At 73.4% G+C, this 24,540-nt stretch carries 23 protein-coding genes and 2 pseudogenes; 13 read left to right on the forward strand and 12 right to left on the reverse strand.

Annotation, left to right across the window (positions count from 1 at the left end; genetic code table 11):
* Positions 1 to 21 precede the first annotated feature (21 nt).
* Positions 22 to 732 carry a 3-oxoacyl-ACP reductase FabG gene (fabG, locus tag HGB54_RS06975; RefSeq protein ID WP_168915796.1) on the forward strand — a complete coding sequence of 237 codons (711 nt, stop codon included), beginning with the start codon at positions 22 to 24 and terminating at the stop codon, positions 730 to 732.
* Positions 733 to 773: 41 nt separating this feature from the next.
* Here fabG and serB read toward each other — a convergent pair whose 3' ends face one another.
* Both serB and glgC read right to left on the reverse strand, forming a co-directional pair.
* Positions 774 to 1,412, reverse strand: a complete 639-nt coding sequence (gene serB, locus HGB54_RS06980) for a phosphoserine phosphatase SerB (protein ID WP_168915797.1) — start codon at positions 1,410 to 1,412, stop codon at positions 774 to 776.
* Positions 1,413 to 1,490: 78 nt separating this feature from the next.
* Entirely contained in the window at positions 1,491 to 2,726 is a 1,236-nt protein-coding gene (glgC, locus tag HGB54_RS06985; RefSeq protein ID WP_168915798.1) for a glucose-1-phosphate adenylyltransferase, read from the reverse strand.
* A 47-nt stretch (positions 2,727 to 2,773) separates the two neighbouring features.
* Between glgC and glgA the strand changes: the two genes are divergently transcribed.
* From glgA to HGB54_RS07000, 3 genes are all read left to right on the forward strand, one after another.
* The gene (gene glgA, locus HGB54_RS06990) at positions 2,774 to 3,958 is read left to right on the forward strand and encodes a glycogen synthase (protein WP_168915799.1); all 1,185 of its coding nucleotides are present in this window, start codon (positions 2,774 to 2,776) and stop codon (positions 3,956 to 3,958) included.
* Between the two features lie 39 nt (positions 3,959 to 3,997).
* Complete coding sequence (locus tag HGB54_RS06995; protein ID WP_168915800.1) at positions 3,998 to 4,780, forward strand: ABC transporter ATP-binding protein; 783 nt, start codon at positions 3,998 to 4,000, stop codon at positions 4,778 to 4,780.
* A 137-nt stretch (positions 4,781 to 4,917) separates the two neighbouring features.
* Positions 4,918 to 5,166, forward strand: a complete 249-nt coding sequence (locus HGB54_RS07000; RefSeq protein WP_168915801.1) for a type B 50S ribosomal protein L31 — start codon at positions 4,918 to 4,920, stop codon at positions 5,164 to 5,166.
* Positions 5,167 to 5,250: 84 nt separating this feature from the next.
* Here the strand turns inward: HGB54_RS07000 and HGB54_RS07005 are convergent, their stop codons facing one another.
* Entirely contained in the window at positions 5,251 to 5,940 is a 690-nt protein-coding gene (locus HGB54_RS07005) for an exonuclease domain-containing protein (RefSeq protein WP_168915802.1), read from the reverse strand.
* Positions 5,941 to 5,950: 10 nt separating this feature from the next.
* Positions 5,951 to 7,702, reverse strand: coding sequence for a maltose alpha-D-glucosyltransferase (gene treS, locus HGB54_RS07010; RefSeq protein WP_168915803.1), 1,752 nt, complete (start codon positions 7,700 to 7,702; stop codon positions 5,951 to 5,953).
* A gap of 98 nt (positions 7,703 to 7,800) precedes the next feature.
* Between treS and HGB54_RS07015 the strand changes: the two genes are divergently transcribed.
* Complete coding sequence (locus HGB54_RS07015; RefSeq protein WP_168915804.1) at positions 7,801 to 8,685, forward strand: alpha/beta fold hydrolase; 885 nt, start codon at positions 7,801 to 7,803, stop codon at positions 8,683 to 8,685.
* Positions 8,682 to 9,800 (forward strand): glycosyltransferase family 4 protein, encoded by a 1,119-nt coding sequence (locus HGB54_RS07020; RefSeq protein WP_228545723.1) that lies wholly within the window; start codon positions 8,682 to 8,684, stop codon positions 9,798 to 9,800. The genes HGB54_RS07015 and HGB54_RS07020 overlap by 4 nt, the downstream gene beginning before the upstream one ends.
* Here the strand turns inward: HGB54_RS07020 and HGB54_RS07025 are convergent.
* Entirely contained in the window at positions 9,797 to 10,423 is a 627-nt protein-coding gene (locus HGB54_RS07025; RefSeq protein ID WP_168915805.1) for a histidine phosphatase family protein, read from the reverse strand. The two genes, HGB54_RS07020 and HGB54_RS07025, sit on opposite strands and share 4 nt — an antisense overlap.
* A gap of 44 nt (positions 10,424 to 10,467) precedes the next feature.
* Positions 10,468 to 11,355, reverse strand: a complete 888-nt coding sequence (locus HGB54_RS07030) for a Sir2 family NAD-dependent protein deacetylase (RefSeq protein WP_168915806.1) — start codon at positions 11,353 to 11,355, stop codon at positions 10,468 to 10,470.
* A gap of 95 nt (positions 11,356 to 11,450) precedes the next feature.
* Between HGB54_RS07030 and HGB54_RS07035 the strand changes: the two genes are divergently transcribed.
* Positions 11,451 to 12,248 (forward strand): TrmH family RNA methyltransferase, encoded by a 798-nt coding sequence (locus HGB54_RS07035; protein ID WP_168915807.1) that lies wholly within the window; start codon positions 11,451 to 11,453, stop codon positions 12,246 to 12,248.
* 162 nt (positions 12,249 to 12,410) lie between these two features.
* Here HGB54_RS07035 and HGB54_RS12740 read toward each other — a convergent pair whose 3' ends face one another.
* The 3 genes and pseudogenes from HGB54_RS12740 to HGB54_RS07045 form a co-directional block, all read right to left on the reverse strand.
* Positions 12,411 to 12,809 carry a GH36 C-terminal domain-containing protein gene (locus HGB54_RS12740; RefSeq protein WP_267237822.1) on the reverse strand — a complete coding sequence of 133 codons (399 nt, stop codon included), beginning with the start codon at positions 12,807 to 12,809 and terminating at the stop codon, positions 12,411 to 12,413.
* Positions 12,810 to 12,821: 12 nt separating this feature from the next.
* A pseudogene (locus tag HGB54_RS12810) lies at positions 12,822 to 13,142 on the reverse strand (alpha-galactosidase); the annotation flags it as partial.
* A gap of 23 nt (positions 13,143 to 13,165) precedes the next feature.
* A pseudogene (locus HGB54_RS07045) lies at positions 13,166 to 14,629 on the reverse strand (beta-galactosidase); the annotation flags it as partial.
* Positions 14,630 to 14,792: 163 nt separating this feature from the next.
* Here HGB54_RS07045 and HGB54_RS07050 point away from each other — a divergent pair.
* Both HGB54_RS07050 and HGB54_RS07055 read left to right on the forward strand, forming a co-directional pair.
* Positions 14,793 to 15,818: a LacI family DNA-binding transcriptional regulator gene (locus tag HGB54_RS07050; RefSeq protein ID WP_168915808.1), complete on the forward strand. Its 1,026-nt coding sequence runs from the start codon at positions 14,793 to 14,795 to the stop codon at positions 15,816 to 15,818.
* Positions 15,815 to 17,110, forward strand: a complete 1,296-nt coding sequence (locus HGB54_RS07055) for a D-alanyl-D-alanine carboxypeptidase family protein (RefSeq protein WP_168915809.1) — start codon at positions 15,815 to 15,817, stop codon at positions 17,108 to 17,110. The genes HGB54_RS07050 and HGB54_RS07055 overlap by 4 nt, the downstream gene beginning before the upstream one ends.
* A 19-nt stretch (positions 17,111 to 17,129) precedes the next feature.
* On the opposite strand, the gene HGB54_RS07060 is transcribed toward HGB54_RS07055, so the two are convergent.
* A complete protein-coding gene (locus tag HGB54_RS07060; RefSeq protein ID WP_168915810.1) occupies positions 17,130 to 17,897 on the reverse strand; it encodes an SGNH/GDSL hydrolase family protein in 768 nt (255 codons plus the stop codon).
* Between the two features lie 171 nt (positions 17,898 to 18,068).
* Here HGB54_RS07060 and HGB54_RS07065 point away from each other — a divergent pair, with 171 nt between their 5' ends.
* The 4 genes from HGB54_RS07065 (at position 18,069) to HGB54_RS07080 (ending at position 22,669) form a co-directional block, all read left to right on the forward strand.
* Positions 18,069 to 18,332, forward strand: a complete 264-nt coding sequence (locus tag HGB54_RS07065) for a GlsB/YeaQ/YmgE family stress response membrane protein (RefSeq protein ID WP_168915811.1) — start codon at positions 18,069 to 18,071, stop codon at positions 18,330 to 18,332.
* Between the two features lie 143 nt (positions 18,333 to 18,475).
* Entirely contained in the window at positions 18,476 to 19,741 is a 1,266-nt protein-coding gene (locus HGB54_RS07070) for a DNA polymerase IV (protein ID WP_168915812.1), read from the forward strand.
* A 5-nt stretch (positions 19,742 to 19,746) separates the two neighbouring features.
* Positions 19,747 to 21,534 (forward strand): DEAD/DEAH box helicase, encoded by a 1,788-nt coding sequence (locus tag HGB54_RS07075; protein WP_168915813.1) that lies wholly within the window; start codon positions 19,747 to 19,749, stop codon positions 21,532 to 21,534.
* An 82-nt stretch (positions 21,535 to 21,616) separates the two neighbouring features.
* On the forward strand, positions 21,617 to 22,669 hold the full coding sequence (locus tag HGB54_RS07080) for an alanine racemase (RefSeq protein WP_168915814.1): 1,053 nt from the start codon (positions 21,617 to 21,619) through the stop codon (positions 22,667 to 22,669).
* 91 nt (positions 22,670 to 22,760) lie between these two features.
* Here the strand turns inward: HGB54_RS07080 and HGB54_RS07085 are convergent, their stop codons facing one another.
* Positions 22,761 to 23,639 carry a DUF1206 domain-containing protein gene (locus tag HGB54_RS07085; RefSeq protein WP_168915815.1) on the reverse strand — a complete coding sequence of 293 codons (879 nt, stop codon included), beginning with the start codon at positions 23,637 to 23,639 and terminating at the stop codon, positions 22,761 to 22,763.
* 27 nt (positions 23,640 to 23,666) lie between these two features.
* Positions 23,667 to 24,512, reverse strand: coding sequence for a DUF1206 domain-containing protein (locus HGB54_RS07090; protein ID WP_168915816.1), 846 nt, complete (start codon positions 24,510 to 24,512; stop codon positions 23,667 to 23,669).
* Positions 24,513 to 24,540 lie beyond the last annotated feature (28 nt).

Below are 24,540 nucleotides of genomic sequence, written 5' to 3' on the forward strand. Positions count from 1 at the left end.
CTGCGCATAAGCTTGAGGGTCATGACCTCTCAGCGCACCGTTCTCATCACCGGCGGCAACCGCGGCATCGGCTTCGCGATCGCCGAGGAGTTCCTCGCCCAGGGCCACCGCGTGGCCGTGACCGCCCGCTCCGGCTCCGGCCCGGAGGGCGCGCTGACCGTCACCGCCGATGTGACCGACGCCGCCTCGCTCGACGCCGCGTACCGCGAGGTCGAGGAGGCGTACGGGCCCATCGAGGTCGTCGTGGCGAACGCCGGCATCACCCGCGACACCCTGCTGCTGCGCATGAGCGACGACGACTTCCAGCAGGTGGTCGACACGAACCTGACGGGCGCCTTCCGCACCGTGAAGCGGGCGACGAAGGGGATGCTCAAGGCGCGTTTCGGCCGCATCGTGCTCATCTCGAGCGTGGTCGGCCTCTACGGCTCGGCCGGGCAGGTCAACTACAGCGCCTCGAAGTCGGCCCTGGTCGGGATGGCGCGCTCCCTCACGCGGGAGCTCGGCGGTCGCGGCATCACCGCGAACGTCGTCGCCCCCGGCTTCATCGAGACCGACATGACGGCGGCCCTGCCCGAGGAGCAGCAGAAGGCGTACCGCGACGCGATCCCCGCGGGCCGCTTCGCCAGCGCCCAGGAGGTCGCCCGCGTCGTCGCGTGGATCGCCTCGGACGACGCCGGCTACATCTCCGGCGCGGTCATCCCCGTCGACGGCGGCCTCGGCATGGGGCACTAGGCCCCGCAGCCTCCCCTGCCCGCCCGACCTCGGGTCGCGGTCTAGCCGCGCAGGCCCAGCACGGCGAGGACCGCCGAGAGGTCGCGGCGCGGCAGGCTGAGATGCGCGGCCGCGCGCACCACCGGCTTCGCGTCGAAGGCGATCGAGAGGCCGGCCGCCGCCATCATGCCGAGGTCGTTGGCGCCGTCGCCGACGGCGATCGTGCGGGCGAGCGGCACGTCGAGCTCGTCGGCCCACTGCCGGAGGGCCTCGGCCTTCGCTCCGGCGTCGATCACGGGGCCCGAGGTGCGGCCGGTGAACCGTCCGCCATCGAGCTCGAGCCGGTTGGCGCGGTGGCGATCGAGGCGCAGTCGCGCCGCGATCGGGTCGAGCAGCTCGTGGAATCCGCCGGAGACCACGGCCGCGGCGCCGCCGGCGGCGTGGACGCCCTCGATCAGCTGCTCGGCGCCGGCCGTGAGGGTGATGCGGTCGGCGACGCCGGCGCAGCATCCCGCATCGAGACCGGCGAGCAGGGCGACGCGCTCGGCGAGCGAGGCGGCGAAGTCGAGCTCGCCCGCCATCGCGCGCTCGGTGATGCGCGCCACCTCGGGGCCCGTGCCCGCCTCGTCGGCGAGCAGCTCGATCGCCTCCTGCTCGATGAGCGTGGAGTCGACGTCGAGCACGACGAGGAAGCGGGGCATGCGGGGCTCCTGGAGGGCGCGTGGGCGCGCGCGGTCGGGACGGTCGGGCGGTGGCGCGATCGGCGGGGCGGTGACCGCCTAGACGACGTGGGTGCCCTTGCCCACCACGGTGATGCCGGTCTCGGTCACGGTGAAGCCGCGGGCGCGGTCGGCGTCGTGATCGACCCCGACCTGCGCCCCGGGTGCCACGACGACCTCCTTGTCGAGGATGGCGCGGCGGACGACCGCGCCGGCGCCGATGACCGTGCGCTCGAACACGACGGAGTCGATGACCTCGGCCGACTCGATCGTGACGGCGGTGCCGAGCACGCTTCGCTCGATGAGCGAGCCCGAGACCACGGCGCCGAGCGAGACGATCGAGTCGACGACGTTGCCGGTGCGGCCCTGGCCGTCGCGCACGAACTTCGCCGGCGGCATGTTGAGCTGCTGCGTGTAAATCGGCCAGTCGGCGTTGTACAGGTTGAACACCGGCAGCGCCGAGATCAGATCCTGGTGGGCGTCGAAGAAGGACTCGATCGTGCCCACGTCGCGCCAGTAGAAGCGGTCGCGCTCGGTCGCCCCGGGCACGAGGTTGTGGTTGAGGTCGTAGACGAAGGCCTCGCCGCGGTTCACGAAGTCGGGCACGATGTCGCCGCCCATGTCGTGGTCGGAGTCGTCGTTGCGCCCATCGCGGATGACGGCGTCCATGAGCACGTCGGCGTCGAAGACGTAGTTGCCCATCGAGGCGAGCACCTCGTGCGGCGAGTCGGCGAGCCCCTCGGGGTTCTTCGGCTTCTCGTGGAAGGCCGCGATGCGCTGCGGGTTCGCGGGGTCGGTCTCGATGACCCCGAACTGGTCGGCGAGCCCGATCGGCTGGCGGATGCCCGCGACCGTGACGCCCGCGCCGTTGGCGATGTGCGCGTCGATCATCTGGCGGAAGTCCATGCGGTACACGTGGTCGGCGCCGACCACGACGACGATGTCGGGCTTCTCGTCGCGGATGAGGTTGAGGCTCTGCAGGATGGCGTCGGCCGAGCCGGAGAACCAGCGCTTGCCGAGGCGCTGCTGCGCCGGCACCGAGGCGACGTAGGCGTTGAGCATGCCGCTGAGGCGCCACGTCTGCGAGATGTGGCGGTCGAGCGAGTGGCTCTTGTACTGCGTGAGCACGACCACCTGGCGCAACCCCGAGTTGATGAGGTTGGACAGGGCGAAGTCGATCAGCCGGTAGCCGCCCGCGAAGGGCACGCCGGGCTTGGCCCGGTCGGCGGTGAGCGGCATGAGCCGCTTGCCCTCTCCACCGGCGAGGACGATTCCGAAGATCTTGGGTGCGGCCATACCCCCACAGTAGGTGAGAGGGCCGCCGCCGTACTAGCGTCGTCGTCATGCGCGTCGACGTCATCAGCCGGGAGTACCCGCCCGAGGTCTACGGGGGAGCGGGCGTGCACGTCGCCGAGCTGGTCCGGGCCCTCCGCTCCGAGCTCGAGGTGCGCGTGCGCTGCTTCGGCGCGCCGCGCGAGGAGGAGGGCACGCAGGCGTACCTCGTGCCGGGCATCCTCGCCGGGGCGAACCCCGCCCTCGCCACGCTCGGCGTCGACCTCGCGATCGCCGAGGACGTCGTCGGCGCCGACCTCGTGCACTCGCACACCTGGTACGCGAACGCCGCCGGCCAGCTCGCGCAGATGCTGCACGGCATCCCGCACGTCGTCACCGCCCACAGCCTCGAGCCGCTGCGGCCGTGGAAGGCCGAGCAGCTCGGCGGCGGCTACCGCATCTCCAGCTGGATCGAGCGCCAGGCCTTCGAGACCGCCGACGCCGTCATCGCCGTGAGCGACGGCATGCGCCGCGACATCCTGCGCTCGTACCCGGCCCTCGACGAGGCGCGCGTCTCGGTCATCCACAACGGCATCGACCTCGAGGGCTGGCGGCGCACCATCGACCCCGACTTCGTGCGCTCGCTCGGCATCGACCCCGACCGCCCGACCGTCGTCTTCGTCGGCCGCATCACGCGGCAGAAGGGCCTGCCCTACCTGCTGCAGGCCATGCGCCGCCTGCCGCACGACGTGCAGCTCGTCCTCTGCGCGGGCGCGCCCGACACCCCGGAGATCCTGCAGGAGGTGCAGGAGGGCGTCGCCGCGCTGCAGTCCGAGCGCACGGGCGTGGTCTGGATCGAGCGCATGCTGCCGCAGCACGAGCTCGCCACCGTGCTCTCGCACGCGACCGTCTTCGTCTGCCCGAGCGTCTACGAGCCCCTCGGCATCGTCAACCTCGAGGCCATGGCCTGCGGCGTCGCCGTGGTCGGCACCGCGACGGGCGGCATCCCCGAGGTCGTCGACGACGGCGTCACCGGGCGCCTCGTGCCGATCGAGCAGATGCAGGACGGCACGGGCACGCCCATCGACCCCGAGCGCTTCATCGGCGACCTCGCCGACGTGCTGCGCGAGGTCGTGATGGATGCCCCGCGCGCCCTCGCGATGGGCGAGGCCGGTCGGCACCGCGCCGAGCAGCACTTCGCCTGGGACGCGATCGCCCAGCGCACGCGCAGCCTGTACAAGAGCCTGCTCGTCTGACCCCGTTCGAGCCGGGAGCGGCGATAGGCTGATCGCACCATGGCCAGTGTTCTCGAGTTCGACGACGTCACCCTCACGCGCGATGGCACGGCCATCCTCGATTCGGTCCACTGGCGGGTGGAGGACAGCGACCGCTGGGTCGTGCTCGGCCCGAACGGCGCCGGCAAGACCACGCTGCTGCAGCTCGCCGCCGCGCTGCTGCACCCGACGACCGGCACCGTCACGGTGCTCGACGAGCGGATCGGCTCGAGCGATCTGGCCGAGCTGCGCCCGCGCATCGGCTTCGCCTCGACGGCCATGGCCCGCCGCATCCCCGCCGACGAGCGCGTGCTCGACGTCGTGATGACCGCTGCGCACTCCGTCGCCGGCCGCTGGAACGAAACCTACGAGGAGGTCGACGAGCGCCGCGCCCACCGCGTGCTGCGCGAGTGGCGCCTCGACCGCTTCGCCGACCGGCGCTTCGGCAGCCTCAGCGACGGCGAGCAGAAGCGCGTTCAGATCGCGCGCTCGATCATGACCGACCCCGAGCTGCTGCTGCTCGACGAGCCGGCCGCGAGCCTCGACCTCGGCGCCCGCGAGGAGCTGCTGCAGCTGCTCGGCGCCTACGCGTCCTCCGACGAGTCGCCCGCGATGATCATGGTCACGCACCACGTCGAGGAGATCCCGACCGGCTTCTCGCACGCGCTGCTGCTCGCCGAGGGCTCGGTCTCGGCCGCCGGCCCCATCGACGAGGTCGTCACCGACGAGCGGCTCAGCGCCGCCTTCGGGCTCGCCCTCTCGGTGCACCGCGACGGCGACCGCTTCTCGGCGCGCGCGGCCTGACCGCGCCGCGCTGTCGCGCCGCGGCAGCCCGCACCGGTTCTGATAGTCTTGAGAGTCGGCCCGCGGAGCCCTGCGCTCCCGCCGCCCTTCACACGTGCACCGCTGAATCCACCTCGACCGAATCCAAGGAACCGTTCATGAAGACTGACACCCACCCCGAGTACAAGGCGATCGTGTTCCGCGACCTCGCGTCGGGGGAGACCTTCCTCACCCGCTCGACCGTCACGAGCGACAAGACGATCGAGCTCGACGGCGTGGAGTACCCCGTCATCGACGTGGAGATCTCGTCGGCCTCGCACCCGTTCTACACGGGCAAGCAGCGCATCATGGACTCGGCCGGCCGCGTCGAGAAGTTCAACCAGCGCTTCAAGAACTTCGGCGCGTAGTCGCTCCCGAGTTCTGCACGACGAAGGCCCCGCTCCGGCGGGGCCTTCGTCGTTCCCGGGGGCTCGTGCGGGCGGATGCCCGACTCAGTGCCGCACGGGCCAGCCGCGGTCGGCCGTGAACCGGTGGTCGCGCTCGCGGCGCATGTAGTCCTCGAACGAGTCGCACTGCGCGTCGTGCCAGGCGACCTGGGCGGCGTGCAGCGCCTCGAGCGTCGTCGGCAGCGCCGCGGCGTGGCGGGCGGCCACGGCCTGGGCGACGCGCCCGGCCGCGATGGCGTCGACGCCCGCGTCGTGCGCGCCGCTGAGGGCGACGCCGTACTCGGCGGCCGCGGCCTCGAGGGTGCGCTTGCCGCGCCGGTACCGGTCGACGGCCTTGTCGATGACGAGGGGGTCGACGACGGGCGTCGGCTGCTCCAGGGGCGGCAGGCCGTGCCGGAGGGCCTCGTGGCGCAGCAGGCTGAGGTCGTACGGGGCGTTGTAGATCACGAGGGGCAGCGGGCGGGCGAGGAGCGCACGGAGGGCATCCAGGATCTCGGCGACGACCTGCGCGGCCGGCGCCCCGTGCTCGCGCGCGTGCTCGGTGCTGATGCCGTGCACGGCCTGCGCCCCCGCGGGGATCTCGACGCCCGGATCGGCGAGCCAGGCCCGCGACTCGAGCGGCTCGCCGTCGGGGCCGATGACCCCGACGTGCGCCGTGACGATGCGGGCCGTCGCGACGTCGACCCCCGTGGTCTCGAGGTCGAAGACGGCGAGGGTGCTGAGCAGACCGGTCATGCCGCGGAGCCTAGGCGTGACCGCCGACGCCGAAGCCCGTGCCGTGGTGCGGGTGCGGATCGCGGTCGCCCACGTGCAGCCAGTAGAAGCTCTGCGTGGCCATCGTCAGCGTGACCGTGCCGTCGTCGTTCACGCTCGGGAAGTCGGCGCCGCCGAAGAGATCCCACAGCGGGGCCCCTTCGTGGCCGTCGAGCGTGATCGTCGCCGCCACCGGGTTGTGCGCGAAGGAGAAGACGCAGAGGATGCGCTCGGGCGCGTCGCCGAGGTGCGTGCCGCTGCCGCCGTACTCGCGCACGAAGGCGAGCACCGACTCGTGGTCGGTCTGCAGCACGCGGATGGTGCCGAGGCCGAAGGTCGGGTGGGCCTTGCGCACGTGGATGACGTTGCGCACCCAGTGCAGCAGCGAGCGCGACTGGGCGAGCTGGCTCTCGACGTTGATCTGGTTGTAGTGGTACACCAGCGACTGCACGACGGGCAGGAAGAGCTTGCCCGGGTCGGCGTGCGAGAAGCCCGCGTTGCGGTCGGGAGTCCACTGCATGGGCGTTCGCGAGCTGTCGCGGTCGGGCAGCCAGATGTTGTCGCCCATGCCGATCTCGTCCCCGTAGTAGAGGAACGGGCTGCCGGGCAGGCTGAAGAGCAGCGCGTGCGCGAGCTCGAGCTCGGCGCGCGAGTTGTCGAGCAGCGGCGCGAGCCGGCGGCGGATGCCGATGTTGGCCCGCATGCGCGGGTCGTAGGCGTACCAGCCGTACATCGCCTGGCGGTACTCCTCGCTCACCATCTCGAGCGTCAGCTCGTCGTGGTTGCGCAGGAACACGCCCCAGGCCGCGCCCTCGGGCGCGTCGATCTCCTCGCGCAGCTGGCGCTCGAGCTCGGTCGCCTGCTGCGAGCGCAGGGCGTAGAAGATGCGGGGCATGACGGGGAAGTCGAAGGCCATGTGGCACTCCGGCTCCTCCGTCGTGCCGAAGAACTGCACGACCTCGTTGGGCCACTGGTTCGCCTCGGCGATGAGCACCCGGCCGGGGTACTCCTTGTCGACCATGGCGCGCAGTGTCTTGATGAACTCGTGCGTGGCGGGCTCGCCCTCGCCGTTGCCGCCGTCGCTCTCGTAGAGGTACGGGATGGCGTCGAGCCGGAACCCGTCGACGCCGAGGTCGAGCCAGAAGCGCACGACGTTGAAGATCGCCTCGTGCACGGCCGGGTTCTCGAAGTTGAGGTCGGGCTGGTGCGAGAAGAAGCGGTGCCAGTAGAACTGCCGGCGCTCGGCGTCGAACGCCCAGTTCGACTCCTCCGTGTCGACGAAGATGATGCGCACGTCCTCGTACTTCTCGTCGGTGTCGCTCCAGACGTAGAAGTCGCCGTAGGGGCCCTCGGGGTCGCTGCGGGACTGCTGGAACCACTCGTGCTGGTCGCTGGTGTGGTTGACGACGAGGTCGATCACGACGCGCATGTTGCGCTCGTGCGCCTTCGTCACGAGCTCGCGGAACTCCTCGATCGTGCCGAACTCGGGCAGGATCGCCGTGTAGTCGCTGATGTCGTAGCCGCCGTCGCGCAGCGGGCTCTGGAAGAACGGCGGCAGCCACAGGGCGTCGATGCCGAGCCACTGCAGGTAGTCGAGCTTGCCGATGAGACCGCCCAGGTCGCCGGTGCCGTCGCCGTTCGCATCCATGAACGACCGCACCATGACCTCGTAGAACACGCTGCGGCGGTACCACTGCGGGTCGAGGGCGAGACCCGGCAGGGTGATGGGGGCGGTGAAGTTCACGCGACTCCTCGGGGGTGGGCGGATCGGTTTCAGGGCGAGTCAACCCTAACCGTGGTGCTGCCGACCGCCGCACCTGCCGCGCCCCTAGAATCGGCCGGGTGCCCGTCCCCTCCCCGTACGCCGACGCCCTGTCGCGCATCCCGCGCCGCGAGTCGCGGCTCGAGGTGCTGGGCGCCTCGACGGCCGTCGTCGAGTACGGCCCGGTGGATGCCGAGCGCACGCTCGTCGTCGTGCACGGCTTCCGCGGCGATCACCACGGGCTCGAGCCCGTCGTGGCGCAGCTGCCCCACCTGCGCATCATCGCGCCGGATCTTCCGGGGTTCGGCGCCTCGTCCCCGTTGCCCGACCGGCCGCACGACATCGCGGGCTACACGGCCTGGCTCGACGCGTTCCTCGGCGCGAGCGGCGTGCGCGGCACCGCGGTGCTGCTCGGCCACTCCTTCGGCTCGATCGTCGTCGCCGCGGCCGTCGCTGCGCGGGTGCCCTCGCCGCGGGTGATCCTCGTCAACCCGATCGGCCAGCCCGCCCTCGCGGGCCCGCGCGGGGTGCTGACCCGGGCCGCGGTCGGCTTCTACCGCGTGGGCGCCGCCCTGCCCGAGCGCCTCGGCTTCGCGGCGCTGCGCAGTCGCCTCGTGACGCGCATCATGAGCGCCTCCATGGCGAAGACCCGCGAGCCCGCGCTGCGGCGGTGGATCCACGAGGAGCACGACCGCTACTTCTCGGCCTTCGCGAGCCGGCAGAGCCTGCTGGAGTCGTTCCGGGCATCCGTCTCGCACGACGTCTCGGAGTACGCCGCCCGCATCGCGCAGCCGACCCTCCTCATCGCCGCGCAGCGCGACGACATCACCCCCATCGAGGCGCAGCACCGGCTCGTCACGCTGTTCCCCGATGCGCGCCTCGTCGCCATCCCCGAGGTGGGCCACCTCATCCACTACGAGACCCCGGCGGTCGCGGCGCGCGCGATCGAGGAGTTCCTGGCGTGAGCGGCGAGCCCGCCACCCATCTGGTGATCGACTGCCGCTACACGCGCCTCGGCGCGCACGACGGCATCAGCCGCTTCACCGCGAGCCTCGTCGAGCACCTGCTGCCGCTGCTGCGCGACGACGAACGGCTGACGATGCTCATCAGCGACGAGCGGCAGCGCGCGATGCTGCCCGCGGGCGTCGCGGCGCACCGCGTCAGCGGTCCGACGAGCGCGCGCGAGCTCTTCGTCGCCCGGCAGGTCAACCGGCTCGCACCCGACGTCGTCTTCAGCCCCATGCAGACGATGGGCTCGCGCGGGCGGCGCTACCCGCTCGCCCTCACGCTGCACGACCTCATCTACTACGCGCATCCCACGCCGCCGCGCGACCTGCCCGGCCCCGTGCGACTGCTCTGGCGGCTGTACCACCGCGCCTGGTGGCCGCAGCGGATGCTGCTGAACGGCGCCGACGCGATCGTCACCGTGAGCGAGACAACCCGCGGGCTCATCGAACGGCACCGGCTCACTCGTCGGCCCGTCGTCGTCGTGCCGAACGCGGCCGACCGGCCCGACCCGGCGCCGCAGCGCACGCGGCCCGAGGGCGGCATCGAGCTCGTCTACATGGGCTCGTTCATGCCGTACAAGAATGTCGAGACGCTCGCGCGGGCGCTGCACGGGATGCCCGGCGCGCGCCTGCACCTGCTGAGCCGCATCCGTCCCGCCGACCGCGACCGCCTGCTCGCCCTCGCGCCCGCGGGCGCGATCGTCGCCCACGACGGGGTCAGCGACGAGGAGTACCGCGCGCTGCTCGACGGCGCGACGGCCCTCGTGCACGCCTCGCGCGACGAGGGCTTCGGCATCCCGCTCGTCGAGGCGATGGGGCGCGGCACGCCCGTCATCGCCAGCGACACCCCGATCTTCCGCGAGATCGGCGGGGATGCGGCGCTGTACGCGCCGGCCGACGACCCGCAGGCCTTCGCCGCCGCCGTCGCAACGCTGCTCGCGCCGGGGGAGTGGGAGGCGCGCTCGCGCGCCGGCATCGCCCAGGCCGCGCGCTTCGACTGGGGTCGGAGTGCGGCGCTGCTGCTCGAGCTGCTGCGCGAGCTCGCGGCGCGAGGGCGCGCGAGCGGGCGCTAGCGCTCGCGCCCGGCCAGCGGGTTCTGCTGCTCGAAGTCCTCGGCGAACGGGAAGATCGACGCCTCATCGAGCGGGTCGTCGAAGGCCACGAGCTCGAGCGCCCCGTCGGCGTGCTGGAAGGAGTGCACCGAGCCGTTCGTGATCGGCTCGCGGTGGCGACCCGGGGCGACCGATTCGAGCACGCTGCGGATGACGCCGCCGTGGCAGACGACGATGATCGCCTCGCCGGGGTGCTCGGCGGCGACGCGGTGGAGGCCGGCGATGACGCGCTCGGCGACCGCCTCGCGCGATTCACGGCCGGGAACCTCCGTGCCGTCGGGGAAGCGGGCGTCGAGCTCGGCGCCCGTGCAGCCCTCCGCCTCGCCGTAGTTGCGCTCGACGAAGGCCTCGTCGAGCTCGGGGCCGGGCATCCCGACCCCCTCGGCGATGATCGCGGCGGTCTCGGCGGCGCGCGACAGCGGCGAGGCGATGATGCGGCTCCACTGCCGGCCGCGCAGCAGGGCGCCGGCCGCGGCGGCCTGCTCGCGCCCGGTGTCGTTGAGGGGGATGTCGGTCGAGCCCTGGATGCGGCGGGCGCGGTTCCAGTCGGTCTCGCCGTGGCGCACGAGCGCGAACGCGGTCATGGTGTCCTTCCGGGTGGGGGCCGGAACGATCCTAGGGGCGCTTCTCAGGCGCGCAGCGCGTCGCGCAGGGCCGCGAGGGTCTCGGTCGTGCCGGCCTCGATCTTGACGGCCGCGCGCGAGTCGGCCTTCGTCGCACCGCGGTTGACGATGACGGTCGGGATGCGGCGCTTCTGCGCGAGCCCGACGAGGCGGATGCCCGAGTTGACGACGAGGGAGGAGCCGAGGATGAGCAGCGCGTCGGCGCGGGCGACGATGCCGCGGGCCTCCTCGAACTTCACGGGCGGCACGAACTCGCCGAAGAAGACGACGTCGGGCTTGAGGGTGCCGCCGCAGACGCTGCACTCGGGGATGGCGAAGCGGCTGACGTCGTCGACCTCGGCGTCGCCGTCGGGGTTGATGGCGTGCGGGCCCTCGGGGTCGAGCCAGGGGTTGAGCGCCTCGATGCGCTCGGCGATCGACTCGCGCGCGAAGAACTGGCCGCAGTGCAGGCAGGTGACGCGATACATCGAGCCGTGCAGGTCGACGACGCGGCGGGAGCCGGCGCGCACGTGCAGGCCGTCGACGTTCTGCGTGATGATGCCCGCGACGACGCCCTCGGCCTCGAGCTCGGCGAGCGTGCGGTGGCCGTCGTTCGGGCGGGCCTCGGAGAAGCGCTTCCAGCCGAGGTGGCTGCCCGCCCAGTAGCGGCGGCGGTAGGTGTCGTCGGCGAGGAACTGGCTGTACGTCATGGGCGTGCGCACGGGGGCGCCGGCGCCGCGGTAGTCGGGGATGCCCGAGTCGGTGCTCACGCCCGCCCCGGTCAGCACGGCGATGCGCGCGCCCTTCAGCACGGTCGTCGCGGCCTCGAGGGCGGTGCGCGCCTCGTCGCTCAGGGCCGCAGCGCGCGCCGCAGGATCGGCCGCGCTGGCGGCCGGAGCGGCGGACGACGACATGCGGCTCCTCTCGAGCGGACCCCTCCAGAGTAAGCGCGCGCGGTTTCCGATATGTTTCCCCGGGCTGTACGCCCGGAGCGGAAGGCGGGCGCGGCATGCGCATCGAGACCATCACGAGCGTCGACGACCCCGGACTCGCCGACTACGCGCGGCTCACCGATGTCGCGCTGCGCCGCGTCACCGAGCCCGAGGGCGGGCTGTACATCGCCGAGTCGCTCACCGTCATCGGCCGGGCCCTGCGGGCCGGCCACCGGCCGCGCTCGGTGCTGACGAGCGAGAAGTGGCTGCCCGAGCTCGAGCGCCTGCTCGAGGGCCACGACGTCACCGTGCACGTCGGCGCGGCGGGCGTGCTCGAGGAGCTCACCGGGTTCCACCTGCATCGCGGCGCGCTCGCGAGCATGCACCGGCCGCCCGCCGTCGACCCGGCGACGCTGCTGCGGGATGCCCGGCGCGTCGTCATCGTCGAGGACGTCGTCGACCACACCAACGTCGGGGCGATCTTCCGCTCGGTGGCCGGACTCGGCGCCGACGCCGTGCTCGTCACGCCGCGCTGCGCCGACCCGCTGTACCGCCGCAGCGTGCGCGTCAGCATGGGCACCGTGCTGCAGGTGCCGTGGACGCGGCTGCCGGAGTGGGACGAGGCCGCGCCGATGCTGCACGCCGCGGGCTTCACGATCGCCGCGCTCGCCCTCGCCGACGACGCCGTGAGCCTGCGGGAGTTCGCAGCCTCCGCGCCCGAGCGCGTCGCGATCCTCGTCGGCGCCGAGGGCGACGGCCTCAGCCGCCCCGCCCTCGCGGCCGCCGACGTCGTCGTGACGATCCCCATGCAGCACGGGGTCGACTCGCTCAACGTCGCGGCCGCGAGCGCGGTCGCGCTGTACGCGCTGGGCTAGGCGGGCCGCGGGGACACCGATCGCTGCAGCGACGGCGTCGTCGACCGCCTCGCCGAACTGAGGGTTCGTGTCGAGTTGGGGTTTCGGAAGCCGCATCTCGGCATCGAAAGCTCAACTCGGCGCGTCTCGACGCGCGCGGGCACCGCGGGCCCGGCGCGCCCGCTACGGCTGCTCGACGGCGCGGGCGTGCAGCACGAGCGCCTGCTCCGGCGCGAGCAGCGGCACGGGCAGGCCGAGCTCGGCGAGGGCCCGGCCGCTCGCCGTGATGCCGCCGGCGGCGAGCCACTGCGGGGGAGCATCCTGCACCGCGCGCGGAGCGCCCCCCAGCTCGATCGGCTCGATGCGGTAGCGGCGCTCGGGATCGAGCCCCGGGAACCGCAGCGGCGGCGGCACCGAGACGGGCGAGGCCGCGAGGGTGACGAGCGCGATGAGCGCCTCGCCGCCGTCGTGGGCGACGACCCCGTGCACGAGGCGCGCGTCGTCGGCCTCGTCGGTGCGCACCGTGCGCCCGCCGTGCAGCAGCGGCCGCAGCGCCTTCACCTGCGCCACCCAGTTGCGCAAGGCGGCACGATCGTCGTCGGTCGCCCGCGTGACGTCCCACTCGATGCCCGCGTGGCCGAACAGCGCGGTCGCGAGACGGAAGGAGAGGTCGTGGGTGCGGCCCGTGATGTGCGCGCGCGGGGCGCCGACGTGGCCGCCGAGCAGCTCGGGCGGCAGCAGGATGCCCGTGTAGCGCTGGATGCGCTGGCGCTCGAGCGCGTCGTTGGTGTCGCTCGTCCAGAAGCGGTGCACGCGCGTGACGATGCCGAGGTCGATGCGCCCGCCGCCCGAGGCGCGGGACTCGATCGCGACGTGCGGGAACCGCGCGCGCAGCGCGTCGAGCAGGGCGTACAGCGCGCGGGTGTGGCCGCGTCGGAGGCGGCGTACAGGGTGGGCACGACGACGAGATCGTAATCGTCGAGCGCGGCGCCGGGGCGGACGACGTCCACCGTCACGCCGAGGGCGCGCAGCGCGCGGTGGTAGCGGCGGGCTTCGGGCAGGTACCGCAGCAGCGACGTCGGCAGCGTGTCGGCCTCGGTGGCCCAGCGCTCCTGCCAGCCGACGACCATGGCGGCGCGGGCGACGACGCGGGTTCCGACGACGGGCTCGAGCCGGTCGAGGAGGGCGGAGAGCCCGACGACGTCGTCCCACGCCGGGCCGGTCGCGCCGGCGTGCGGCACGAGCGCCGAGTGGAACTGCTCGGCGCCGCGCTGGGACGCGCGCCACTGGAAGAAGCAGATGGAGTCGGCGCCGCGGGCGATGTGCCCGAGCACGGTGCGCGCGAGCTCGCCCGGCCGCTTCGCGTGGTTCACCGGCTGCCAGCTGACGGCGCTCGTGGAGGTCTCCATGAGCATCCAGGGGGCGCCGGCGGCGAGGCCGCGGGTCCAGTCGGCGCTGAAGGCGAGCTCGGCGAGCGGGTCGGGCAGGCGGTGATCGAGGTAGTGGTCGTTCGCCACGAGGTCGAGGTCGCCCGTCCATGCCCAGTAGTCCTGGGTGGAGATGTGGTCGGTGACCATGAGGTTGGTCGTGACGGGCGCGGGGGAGTGCCGGCGCAGCACGGCGGCCTCGGCGCGGTAGTGGTCGAGCAGCGCGTCGGAGGAGAAGCGGCGGTAGTCGAGCTGATGGGCGGGGTTGCCGGCCGAGAGGGTGAAGCGCGGCGGCTGGATGTCGGCCCACTCGCTGTAGCGCTGGCTCCAGAAGGCGGTGCCCCAGGCAGCGTTGAGGGCCTCGATCGTGCCGTAGCGACCGCGCAGCCAGTCCCGGAACGCGGAGGCCGAGGTGTCGCAGAAGCAGCGGGCGTTGTGGCAGCCGAGCTCGTTGGAGACGTGCCAGAGCGCCAGCGCGGGGTGCTGCCCGTAGCGCTCGGCGACCTTCTCGACGAGGGCGAGCGCCCGGGCGCGGAACTCGGGGGAGCTCGGGCACCAGGCCTGGCGGCCGCCCGGCCAGGCGGTGACGCCCTCGGCCGTGCGGGGAAGGATCTCGGGGCTGACGCGGCTGAGCCACGGCGGCGGCGAGGCGGTGCCGGTGCCGAGGTTCACCCGGATGCCCGCCTCGTGCAGCATCGCCATGATCGCGTCGAGGCCGCGGAAGTCGTACTCGCCCGGGCGGGGCTCGAGGTGGGCCCAGCCGAAGATGTTGATCGCGACGAGGTCGACGCCGAGCTCGGCCATGAGCGCGACGTCCTCGCGCCAGACGGACTCGTTCCACTGCTCGGGGTTGTAGTCGCAGCCCAGCAGGATCGACCGCGTCGACCACCCGGGCACGAGGGAGGCCTCGGCGGGGCGGGAGAGGGCGGGGGTGCTGGTCACGGGAACGGTCCTCGCAAGATCGTCGGTCAACATCGTCGTCGCCCCGATCCCGGCCCCTCTGTGAGCGTGCACAGATTGCGCTGCGCGATCACGGGGAGGAGGTTTCTGTGAGCGTTCACAGAGTAGACACGGCGCGGCCGCGGTGTCAACATCCGCCTCCCCGATCGGCGGGGGAGCCGCGATTACACTGACGACCGTGACCGACACCCGCCCGCGCCCGAAGCGCGCCACGATCTTCGACGTGGCCGCCGAGGCGAAGGTCTCGCGGGGCACCGTCTCGCGCGTGCTCAACGGCGAGCCGTACGTCTCCGACTCCTCGCGGGCGGCCATCGAGGCGGCGATCCGCAAGGTCGGCTACGTGCGCAACACGGCCGCGCGCAACCTCGCCACGCAGTCCTCCGGCGCGATCGCGCTCATCGTGCACGAGCCGCACTCCGTGTTCGTCGACGACCCCAACATCGGCAACATCCTGCTCGGCACCAACGCCGCCCTGAGCGACGCCGACTACCAGCTCGTCTCCCTCGTCATCGACACCGAGCGCGACTCCGAGCGCGTCACCGGCTACCTCGGCGGCGGCTTCGTCGACGGCGCCATCATCGTCTCCGCCCGCGAGGGCGACCCGATCTCGAAGGCCATCGCCGACCTCCACCTTCCCGCGGTCATGGTCGGCCGCCCCGACAACCAGCCCCAGCTGCCCTGGATCGGCATCGACAACCGCGGCGCGGCCCGGCAGATCGTCGAGCGCCTCGTCGGCACCGGCCGCCGTCGGGTCGGGATGATCGCCGCGGGCCTCGACCGCGACTCGGGCCGCGACCGCCTCGCCGGATTCCGGGATGCGCTCGGCGACGACCTCGACCCCGCCCTCGTCAGCGAGCAGGAGCTCTACTCCTTCCGCGCCGGACTCGTCGGCATGACCGAGCTGCTCGAGCGCGCGCCCGACCTCGACGGCGTGTTCTGCGCCTCCGACGCCGTCGCCGCCGGGGCGCTCGACGCCCTGCGCTCCGCCGGCCGCCGCGTGCCCGAGGACGTCGGGGTGGTCGGCTTCGACGACAGCGCCTGGGCGCTGCGCTGCCAGCCCCTGCTGTCGACGGTGCGCCAGCCGGCCGGCGTGCTCGGCGCGCGCGCTGCCGAGCTCGTGCTCGAGCAGATCCGCTCGGGAGGCCGCGGCGCCCAGAGCGGCGTGCTGCTCGACACCCGCATCGTCTGGCGCGACTCCGCGTGAGCAGCGCACCCGGGTTCGGCCCCGCCTTCCGTCGCGCGCGCGGTCCGCGCCCCCGTCTGCGCGCCGGCATCGCCGCGATCGTCGGCGCCGGCCTGCTCGCCAGCGTCACCGGCGCCTACACCGCCTACGCCCTCGCCCTGCCGCTGCCGGCGATCGCGCCCGAGGTGCAGCCTCGGGCGGCCATCAGCACGCCCGCCGCCGAGGTCGCGCTGCCCGGCTACGGCGCCGCCGCGATCGGCGAGCAGGATGCCCCCGGCACCGTCCTCGCCGGCAACGACCTCGACTCACCCCGCTCCATCGCCTCCATCACGAAGGTCGTCACGGCGCTCGTGGTGCTCGACGCCCGCCCCATCGAGGGCGACGACCGCGGCGAGACGATCACGCTCACCGCCGAGGACGAGCAGCGCGTCGCCGACTACCGGGCGATCGTCGGCGTCGTCGCCCCCGCGCCGGCCGGCACCGAGATCACGCAGCGCTCCGTCATCGAGCTCATGCTCGTGCACTCGGCCAACAACTACGCCGACACCCTCGCCGCCTGGGCCTTCGGCTCGGTCGACGCCTACGTCGAAGCCGCGAACGCCTGGCTCGCCGAGAACGGGCTCGAGGGCATCACGGTCGCCGACGCCACCGGCTTCGCCACCGAGAGCGCCGGCACGCCGCGCGCCCTGCTCGACCTCGCCCGCCTCGCGCTCGCGCATCCCGTGACGGCGACCGCGGCGGGCCTGCCGGTCGTCGAGGTGCCCGGCATCGGGCGGTTCGAGAGCCGCAACCCCGTGCTCGGGCAGGACGGCATCACCGGGCTCAAGACCGGCACGACGAACGCCGCCGGCTCGTGCCTGCTGTTCTCCGCCGACGCCGAGGAGGCCGGCGAGACCGTGCCCCTCGTCGGCGTCGTGCTCGGCGGGCCGACCAGCCCGATCGTCGGCGGCGACGTGCGCGCCCTGCTCGCGAGCACCCGCGACGACTTCCGCCGCATCGACCTCGCCGCCGACGGCGAGGTCGTCGCCCGGTACGAGGCGCCGTGGGGCGGCAGCGCCGAACTGCGCGTCGCGGAGGACTCGGCGGCGGTGACGTGGGGGGCGGCGACGAGCTCGAGCCTGATCCCGGCGCCCCGGCTGCGACCGGGCGACCCGCCGGAGCCCCAGGACATGCTCGTGCAGCTCGGGGACGAGCAGCTGCGGGTGGGCCTGGAGTGGAGCGGGAGCATCCCGGCACCGGATCTCTCGTGGCGCCTCGAGCAGCCGCTGCGCCTGTGGGGCGTGCTGCCGGCGGAGGAGTCGCTCGCGCGCTGACCCGCGCGCGGGGTGCTCGTCAGACGAAGGGCCCGGGGCGCTTCGGCGTGACGGCGTCACCGGAGGACTGGTGCCGGATGCGGCGCACCACCCAGGGCACGAGGTACTCGCGCGCCCAGCCCATGTCGTCGACGCGCGCCTGCTGCCAGGTTCGGCCCGGCATCGGCTCGGGCGCGTAGGGGGCGAGATCGTGCGGCACCGCGAGGGCGTCGAGCACCGCGCGGGCGATCGTATGGTGGCCGAGCGGGGAGAAGTGCAGGCGGTCGGGCGCCCACATGCGCGGGTCCTGCAGCTCGCGCAGCGCCCACATGTCGGCGACGATCGCGTCGTGCTTGGCCGCGATGTACCGCAGGTTCTCGTTGTAGATCGCGACCTTGCCGCGCACGCGCCGCAGCACGGGGGTCATGCCGATGTCCGGTCCGTTGAACATGACGACCGTCGCCCCGTTCGAGCGCAGCCGCTCGATCGCGGCCTCGAAGCGGGTGGCGACCTCGTCGGGGTCGGTGCCGGGGCGGATGATGTCGTTGCCGCCGCCGGAGATCGAGATGAGGTCGGGCCGCAGCTCGAGCGCCGCGGGGATCTGCTCGTCGGCGATCTGCTGCAGCAGGCGCCCGCGGATCGCGAGGTTGGCGTAGGCGAAGCCCTCGGTGCGCTCAGCGAGGTTCTCCGCCACCCGGTCGGCCCAGCCGCGGTGCCCGCCGGGGGAGTCGGGCTCGGGATCGCCGATGCCCTCCGTGAACGAGTCCCCGATCGCGACGTAGCGCGACCAGGGATGCAGGTGAGACATGCTCCCAGCGTGGCAGAGGGTGCCGGAACCGCAAAACTGGGAACGCGCTGAATGCTTACGCGCCCCCCGTCCGGGGGTGTGCTTAGATTTTGGCCGAGCGATTCCACCGAATCGCTTGTGAGCCCCCTAAGAACCAACCGTGTTCTTGAACCACAGATAAAGGAGCACCATATGGGCATCCTCGCCTTCCTCCTCCTCGGCCTCATCGCCGGCGCCATCGCCAAGCTGATCCTCCCGGGTCGTCAGGGCGGCGGCTGGCTCATCACCCTCGTCCTCGGCGTCGTCGGCGCCCTCCTGGGCGGCTTCATCGGCAGCGCCGTGTTCGGCGTCGGCATCGAGAGCTTCTTCGACATCGGCACCTGGCTCGTCGCCATCGGCGGCGCGCTCATCGTGCTCGTCATCTACGGCGCCGTGACCGGCCGCAAGCGCGCCTAGTAGCCGCTTCCCGCACCGCCCGATGGGGGCGGGGCGTCCTCGGACGCTCCGCCCCCATCGGCGTTCGTGCACGTCGGCGTTCGCACGCGTCGGTGGTCGGTGGTCGGTGGTCGGTGCGAGGATGCTCGCGTGAGGGGCGGGCGATGAGCAAGCAGGACGGCACGGGTCGGCAGACGACCGAGACGCCCTCGGACGACCTCAGCGCGGGCATCCTGCACCTCGACATGGACGCCTTCTTCGCCTCGGTGGAGCTGCTCGACCGGCCCGAGCTGCGGGGGCGCCCCGTCATCGTGGGGCACCGCGGCATGCGCTCCGTCGTCACCGCCGCCACGTACGAGGCGCGGCGCTACGGCGTCAACTCGGCGATGCCCATGGCCGTCGCGCTGCGGCGCTGCCCGCAGGCCGTCGTGCTCGAGCCGCACTACGAGCAGTACCAGCGCTGGTCGCGGCACGTCATGGCGATCCTCGGCGACATGACGCCGCTCGTCGAGCCGCTGTCGATCGACGAGGCCTTCCTCGACGTGCGCGGCGCCACCGGGCTCTTCGGGCCGCCCTGGCAGATCGGCCGGGCGCTGCGCGAGCGCATCCGCCGCGAGACGGGGCTCAACGCCTCCGTCGGCGCGGCCGCGACCAAGTTCGTCGCCAAGCTCGCCTCCGGGCGCGCGAAGCCCGACGGCCTGCTCGTCGTGCCCGAGCGCGACACCCTCTCCTTCCTGCACCCGCAGCCGATCTCCGCCCTGTGGGGCGTGGGCGCGGCGACGGAGGAGAAGCTCGTGCGCCTGGGGCTGCGCACCATCGGCGACCTCGCGGGCACGCCGGTGGATGCCCTCGCGCGCGCCATCGGCGACGCCGGCGCCGCACGGCTGCACGCCCTGTCGTGGGGCCGCGATGCGCGCGCCGTCGTCCCCGAGCACGACGAGAAGTCGATCGGCCACGAGATGACATTCGAGCGCGACGTGCTCGACCGCGCCGCCCTCGAGCGCGAGCTGCTGCGGCTGTCGACGAAGGTCGCCGAGCGCCTGCGCCGAGGGGGCTGGGTCGCGCGCACCGTGGCGATCAAGGTGCGCTTCGGCGACTTCCGCACCATCACGCGCTCGATCACCGTTCCCGAGCCCACCGACGTCGCCGACCGCATCGCGCGGGAGGCGCGGGCGCTCTACGGGGCGGCGAACGCCGACGGCGCGGGGATCCGGCTCATCGGCGTGCGCGCCGAGAACCTGCTGCCGACGGGATCGATCGCGCGCGGGCTCTGGGACGACGACGAGACCTGGCGCGATGCCGAGACGACGATCGACGCGGTCGCCGACCGGTTCGGGCGGGGAGCGGTGCAGCGCGCATCCCTGCTCGGCCCCGCCGTCGCCCGCCGCCGCTCGGCCCTCTCGCGGCTCGACGCCCCCGACAGCGAGTAGCCTCGATGCACGTGAGCCAGCCCGACCGCGCAGCACCCCATGTGGGCACCTTCGCCGCCGAGCACCTCTCCCCGTCATTCCCCGAGCGGGCCGCGCGCGGCACCGCCGGCCGCCTCCGCGCCTGGCAGGCCGAGGCCCTCGACCGCTACTTCGCCTCCGAGCCGAAGGACTTCCTCGCCGCCGCGACCCCCGGCGCCGGCAAGACGACCTTCGCGCTGCGGCTCGCCACCGAGCTGCTCGCGCGCCGCACCGTCGACCGCGTCGTCGTGGTCGCGCCGACCGAGCACCTCAAGCGGCAGTGGGCGGATGCGGCGCACCGCGTGGGCATCCGCCTCGACCCCGCCTTCCGCAACAGCCAGCGCTCGGTCGCCCGGGCCTACCACGGCGCCGCCGTCACCTACGCGCAGGTCGCCGCGAAGCCCTACGTGCACCGCATCATCACCGAGTCGGCCCGCACCCTCGTCATCCTCGACGAGGTGCACCACGGCGGCGACGCGCTCAGCTGGGGCGACGCCATCCGCGAGGCCTACGACGGGGCCGTGCGGCGCCTCTCGCTCACGGGCACGCCGTTCCGCTCCGACACCTCGCCGATCCCGTTCGTGACCTACCTGCCCGACGAGCAGGGCATCCGCATCTCGCAGACCGACTACGCCTACGGCTACGGCCGCGCCCTTGCCGACGGCGTCGTGCGTCCCGTGCTGTTCATGTCCTACGCGGGAAAGGTGCGCTGGCGCACGACGACGGGCGACGAGATGGAGGCGAGCCTCGGCCAGGGCGACACGCAGGACGTCACCTCGCAGGCCTGGCGCACCGCCCTCGACCCCGAGGGCCAGTGGATGCCCGGCGTGCTGCGCGCGGCCGACCGGCGTCTCACCGAGGTGCGCCACGCGATCCCCGATGCCGGGGGCCTCGTCATCGCCACCGATCAGACCGCAGCCCGCGCCTACGCGCAGCTGCTGCGGGCGATCACCGGCGAGATGCCCACCGTCGTGCTCTCGGACGAGCTCGGCGCGAGCGAGCGGATCCAGGAGTACGCCGACGCCGAGAGCCGCTGGCTCGTGGCCGTGCGCATGGTCTCGGAGGGCGTCGACGTGCCGCGCCTCGCCGTCGGGGTGTACGCCACGAGCTCGTCGACCCCGCTGTTCTTCGCCCAGGCCATCGGGCGGTTCGTGCGCGCCCGGCGCCGCGGCGAGACGGCGTCGATCTTCATCCCGAGCGTGCCGCCCATCCTCGGTCTCGCCAGCGAGCTCGAGCGCGAGCGCGATCACGCCCTCGACCGCGAGGGTGCCGGCGAGCTGCTCGCCGACGACCTGCTGCACGCGGCCGAGACGCCCGACAGCGCGAGCGACGCGCTCACCGAGACCTACACGTTCAAGGCGCTGGAGTCGGAGGCGCAGTTCGACAAGGTGCTCTACGAGGGCGCCGAGTTCGGCCAGCAGGCGGAGGTGGGCAGCCTCGAGGAGCTCGACTTCCTCGGCCTGCCGGGCATCCTCGAACCCGACCAGGTGCACGAGCTGCTGCGCTCGCGCTACCAGCGCCAGATGAGGCGCGTCGCCGAGCGCCCGCCCTCGGAGCAGCAGCCCGCGGTGCCGCTCTACCGCTCCCTCAAGGAGCAGCGCACGCTGCTCAACAGCCTCGTCGGTCTTCGCGCGAAGCTCACCGGGCAGCCGCATGGGCACGTGCACGCCGAGCTGCGCCGAATCTGCGGCGGCCCGGCGGTCGGCCACGCGAGCGTGGCGCAGCTGCAGTCGCGCATCGACTTCCTGCGGAAGCAGATGGCGCAGGGCGGCTGAGCGCTGGGCGACCGGGTGCGGTGCTTCTGGTCGGGAGGCCGCTGAGCACCGTGACCGGCCCGCGGCGCGGCAGGATGGGGCCATGCGCGACACCCCCTTCCTCGTCGTCGACGTCGAGCTGCTCGAGCAGAACCTCGCCGGCATGGCGGCCCACGCCCGCCGGCTCGGCCTCGCCCTGCGGCCGCACGCGAAGACGCACAAGACCGTCGAGATCGCCCGCCGCCAGCTCGCGCACGGCGCGGTCGGGCTGACCGTCGCGACGGTCGCCGAGGCCGAGATCTTCGCCGACCACGGCATCGACGACCTGTTCATCGCGTACCCGGTGTGGGCGGCGGGCCCGCGGGCCGAGCGCCTGCGCGCGCTCGCCGACCGGGTGCGGCTGCGCGTCGGGGTCGACTCGATCGAGGGGGTGCGGATGCTCGCCGCGAGCCGAGCGGTCGTGACGGTGGCCGTCGAGATCGACAGCGGGCACGCGCGCAGCGGGGTCGCTCCGGCGGAGGCCGCCGCGGTCGCCTCGGTGGCGCTCGACGCCGGGCTCGGCGTGGACGGGGTGTTCACGTTCCCCGGGCACTCCTACGCTCCCGACCGGAGGGCGGCCGCGGCCGCCGACGAGCAGCGGGCGCTGCAGACCGCGCGCGACGGGATGCTCGCGCAGGGCATCCCGTGCCCCCTCGTCAGCGGGGGCTCGACGCCGAGCGTCGAGCACACGGCGCCGGGCCTGCTCACCGAGCTGCGCCCGGGGGTCTACCCGCTGCTCGACGCGCAGCAGTGGGAGCTCGGCTCCGCCGACCCCGGCCGCATCGCCCTCACCGCGCACGCCACGGTCGTGAGCCGGCGCGGGCGGCGCGTGATCGTCGATGCCGGCAACAAGGCGCTCGGCGCCGACCGGCTCGCCTTCGCGACCGGCTTCGGGCGCCTGCCCGACCACCCCGAGGCGCGCATCGTGGCGCTGTCGGAGCACCACGCCACGATCGAGCTGCCCGAGACGGCGGCGGTGCCCGCGCTCGGCACGGTGCTGCGGTTGGCGCCGAACCACGTGTGCTCGGCCATGAACCTCGCCGACCGGGTGGTGGCGGTGCACCCGGATGGGCGCGAGGAGGAGTGGGCGGTGGCGGCACGGGGCGCGAACACGTGATGGCGGGCGGCGCGGAGCGCCGATGTCGGACGGCGCGAGGCTCGAGCCGCCCGGAGCGCGGTCGCCCTCGCGGCGCGCTCGGCGCGACCCGCTAGATGCGCGAGAGCCGCGCCCGGGCGAAGCCGTAGACGCCGTAGACGATGAGCCCGGCCCCGATGAGGCTGAGGATCACCGGGCCGAGGAACACCTCGCGCACGGCGGAGAAGGCGCCGTCGAGCCCCGTCATGCCCTCGGCGTCGGCCTCGAGGGTCTCGACGATGATGAGGCCGGCGAGCAGCAGGAACGCGACCCCTCGGGCGACGTAGCCGATGAGCCCCGCGATGCGCACGGCGCGGCCGCGCCGGGGCGGCAGGGGGCGCAGCTCCCACGAGAAGCGGCGCAGCACGCCCTTGACCACGAAGTAGCCGCCTGCGACGGCGACGCCGAGACCGACGAGCACGAGGACGACCGCGCCGAACGGCGTGCCGATGAGCATCGCGCTGAGCCGGCGGGCCGCGCCGCCCGACTGCAGCTCGCCGCCGAGCAGCAGGATGAGCGGCAGCACGGCGATCGCGAGGTACATGAGGCCCTGGGCCGCGCTCGACACGGCCGAGGTGGGGCGGTGCATGGGGCCCTGGTTGAGCACGGCGTCGGCGATCATCCAGACGCCGAGGCCCGCGAGCGAGATCGTGACCGCGGCGAGCAGCACGCCGCCGAGGGGCGGGGAGGCCAGGGCTTCGAAGGCGCCGACCTCGTCGGCGCGGACATCCCGATTGCCGACGGCGAGGGCGATGGCGAGCCCGCCGATGAGGAGGTGGAGCAGCCCGGTGACGGCCCAGCCGGAGCGGGCGAGGATCGTGAAGGGGCGGCTCTCGAGCGCGGTGCGCGCGGTGCCGGCCGAGCTCTCGATGGTGGGATCGAGCGGGGTGTCCGGGCCGAGCGCCTTCGCCGCGCGCGCGGCGGGGCGCAGCGGTTCGTCGGGAGCGGCCATCGGATCAGGCTACCGGCCGCGGCCGCCTCAGAGCCTCGCGAGGCGGGCGCGGGCGAAGCAGTAGACACCGTAGGCGATGAGGCCGCCGCCGACGATCGTGAGCAGCACGGTGCCGAACGGCAGAGCGGCGATCATGCGCAGAGCGTCATCGATGCCGCCCGCCTCGCTCGCGTCGGTGGAGATCGCGGCGGTGGCGAGCAGGCCGCCGACGGCCGCGAGGGCGACGCCCTTCGCGGTGTAGCCGGCGACGCCGAGCGCGGTGACGCCGCGGTCGAGCGGGGATCGGGGCAGGCGGATGTCGTCGAGGAACCGCCGCTTGACGCCCTTGACGACGAAGTAGCCGCCGATGCCGAGCATGATCGCGGCGCCGGCGATGAGCACGAAGACGCCGCCGGGCGTCCGCAGCAGGAAGGCGCTGACCTCCTGCACGTCCTCGTCGGATTCGCTGGAGACGCCCATGAGCACGCTGACGACGGGGGCGCAGAGCGCGAGGTAGACGAGACCCTTGGCGAGGGTCACCCCGGTCTTGAGCCACCGCTTGTCGGGTGTCGGACGGGGTCGGTTCTCGAGGAACGCCTCGACGACGAGCCAGAGCCCCAGGGCGAGCAGGCCCACCAGCACGACGTAGAGCACGAGCACGCCGCCGGGGCTCTCGGCGATGCTGCGCAGCGCCCCGCCCTGGTCGGCGTCGTCGCCGCCGGTGGTGCCGTGCGCGATGGCGAGCGCGAGCGCGCCGATGAGGATGTGGAGCAGCCCGTTGACGGCGAAGCCGCCGCGAGCGGCGAGGCGGAACGCGGGATGCTCGTGCACCGCGGTGACGGCGTCCTCCGCGCGGTCGCTCTTGCTGGGGGATGCCGTGCCGCCGTCTGCCATGGGCTCACGGTACCGCGGCACGAGGCCG

It is taken from the genome of Microcella flavibacter (assembly GCF_012530535.1).
GTDB classification, from domain to species: Bacteria; Actinomycetota; Actinomycetes; order Actinomycetales; family Microbacteriaceae; genus Microcella; species Microcella flavibacter.

Excerpts from the sequence above, each read along its gene's own strand:
- HGB54_RS07035 (WP_168915807.1), top strand. The coding sequence starts at position 11,451 with ATGCGCATCGAGACCATCACGAGCGTCGACGACCCCGGACTCGCCGAC.
- HGB54_RS07075 (WP_168915813.1), top strand. The coding sequence starts at position 19,747 with ATGCACGTGAGCCAGCCCGACCGCGCAGCACCCCATGTGGGCACCTTC.
- HGB54_RS07030 (WP_168915806.1), bottom strand. The coding sequence starts at position 11,355 with ATGTCGTCGTCCGCCGCTCCGGCCGCCAGCGCGGCCGATCCTGCGGCG.
- HGB54_RS07025 (WP_168915805.1), bottom strand. The coding sequence starts at position 10,423 with ATGACCGCGTTCGCGCTCGTGCGCCACGGCGAGACCGACTGGAACCGC.
- glgC (WP_168915798.1), bottom strand. The coding sequence starts at position 2,726 with ATGGCCGCACCCAAGATCTTCGGAATCGTCCTCGCCGGTGGAGAGGGC.
- HGB54_RS07060 (WP_168915810.1), bottom strand. The coding sequence starts at position 17,897 with ATGTCTCACCTGCATCCCTGGTCGCGCTACGTCGCGATCGGGGACTCG.
- HGB54_RS07085 (WP_168915815.1), bottom strand. The coding sequence starts at position 23,639 with ATGGCCGCTCCCGACGAACCGCTGCGCCCCGCCGCGCGCGCGGCGAAG.
- HGB54_RS07005 (WP_168915802.1), bottom strand. The coding sequence starts at position 5,940 with ATGACCGGTCTGCTCAGCACCCTCGCCGTCTTCGACCTCGAGACCACG.
- glgA (WP_168915799.1), top strand. The coding sequence starts at position 2,774 with ATGCGCGTCGACGTCATCAGCCGGGAGTACCCGCCCGAGGTCTACGGG.
- HGB54_RS06995 (WP_168915800.1), top strand. The coding sequence starts at position 3,998 with ATGGCCAGTGTTCTCGAGTTCGACGACGTCACCCTCACGCGCGATGGC.
- HGB54_RS07065 (WP_168915811.1), top strand. The coding sequence starts at position 18,069 with ATGGGCATCCTCGCCTTCCTCCTCCTCGGCCTCATCGCCGGCGCCATC.
- HGB54_RS07070 (WP_168915812.1), top strand. The coding sequence starts at position 18,476 with ATGAGCAAGCAGGACGGCACGGGTCGGCAGACGACCGAGACGCCCTCG.
- serB (WP_168915797.1), bottom strand. The coding sequence starts at position 1,412 with ATGCCCCGCTTCCTCGTCGTGCTCGACGTCGACTCCACGCTCATCGAG.
- HGB54_RS07000 (WP_168915801.1), top strand. The coding sequence starts at position 4,918 with ATGAAGACTGACACCCACCCCGAGTACAAGGCGATCGTGTTCCGCGAC.
- HGB54_RS07080 (WP_168915814.1), top strand. The coding sequence starts at position 21,617 with ATGCGCGACACCCCCTTCCTCGTCGTCGACGTCGAGCTGCTCGAGCAG.
- HGB54_RS07090 (WP_168915816.1), bottom strand. The coding sequence starts at position 24,512 with ATGGCAGACGGCGGCACGGCATCCCCCAGCAAGAGCGACCGCGCGGAG.
- fabG (WP_168915796.1), top strand. The coding sequence starts at position 22 with ATGACCTCTCAGCGCACCGTTCTCATCACCGGCGGCAACCGCGGCATC.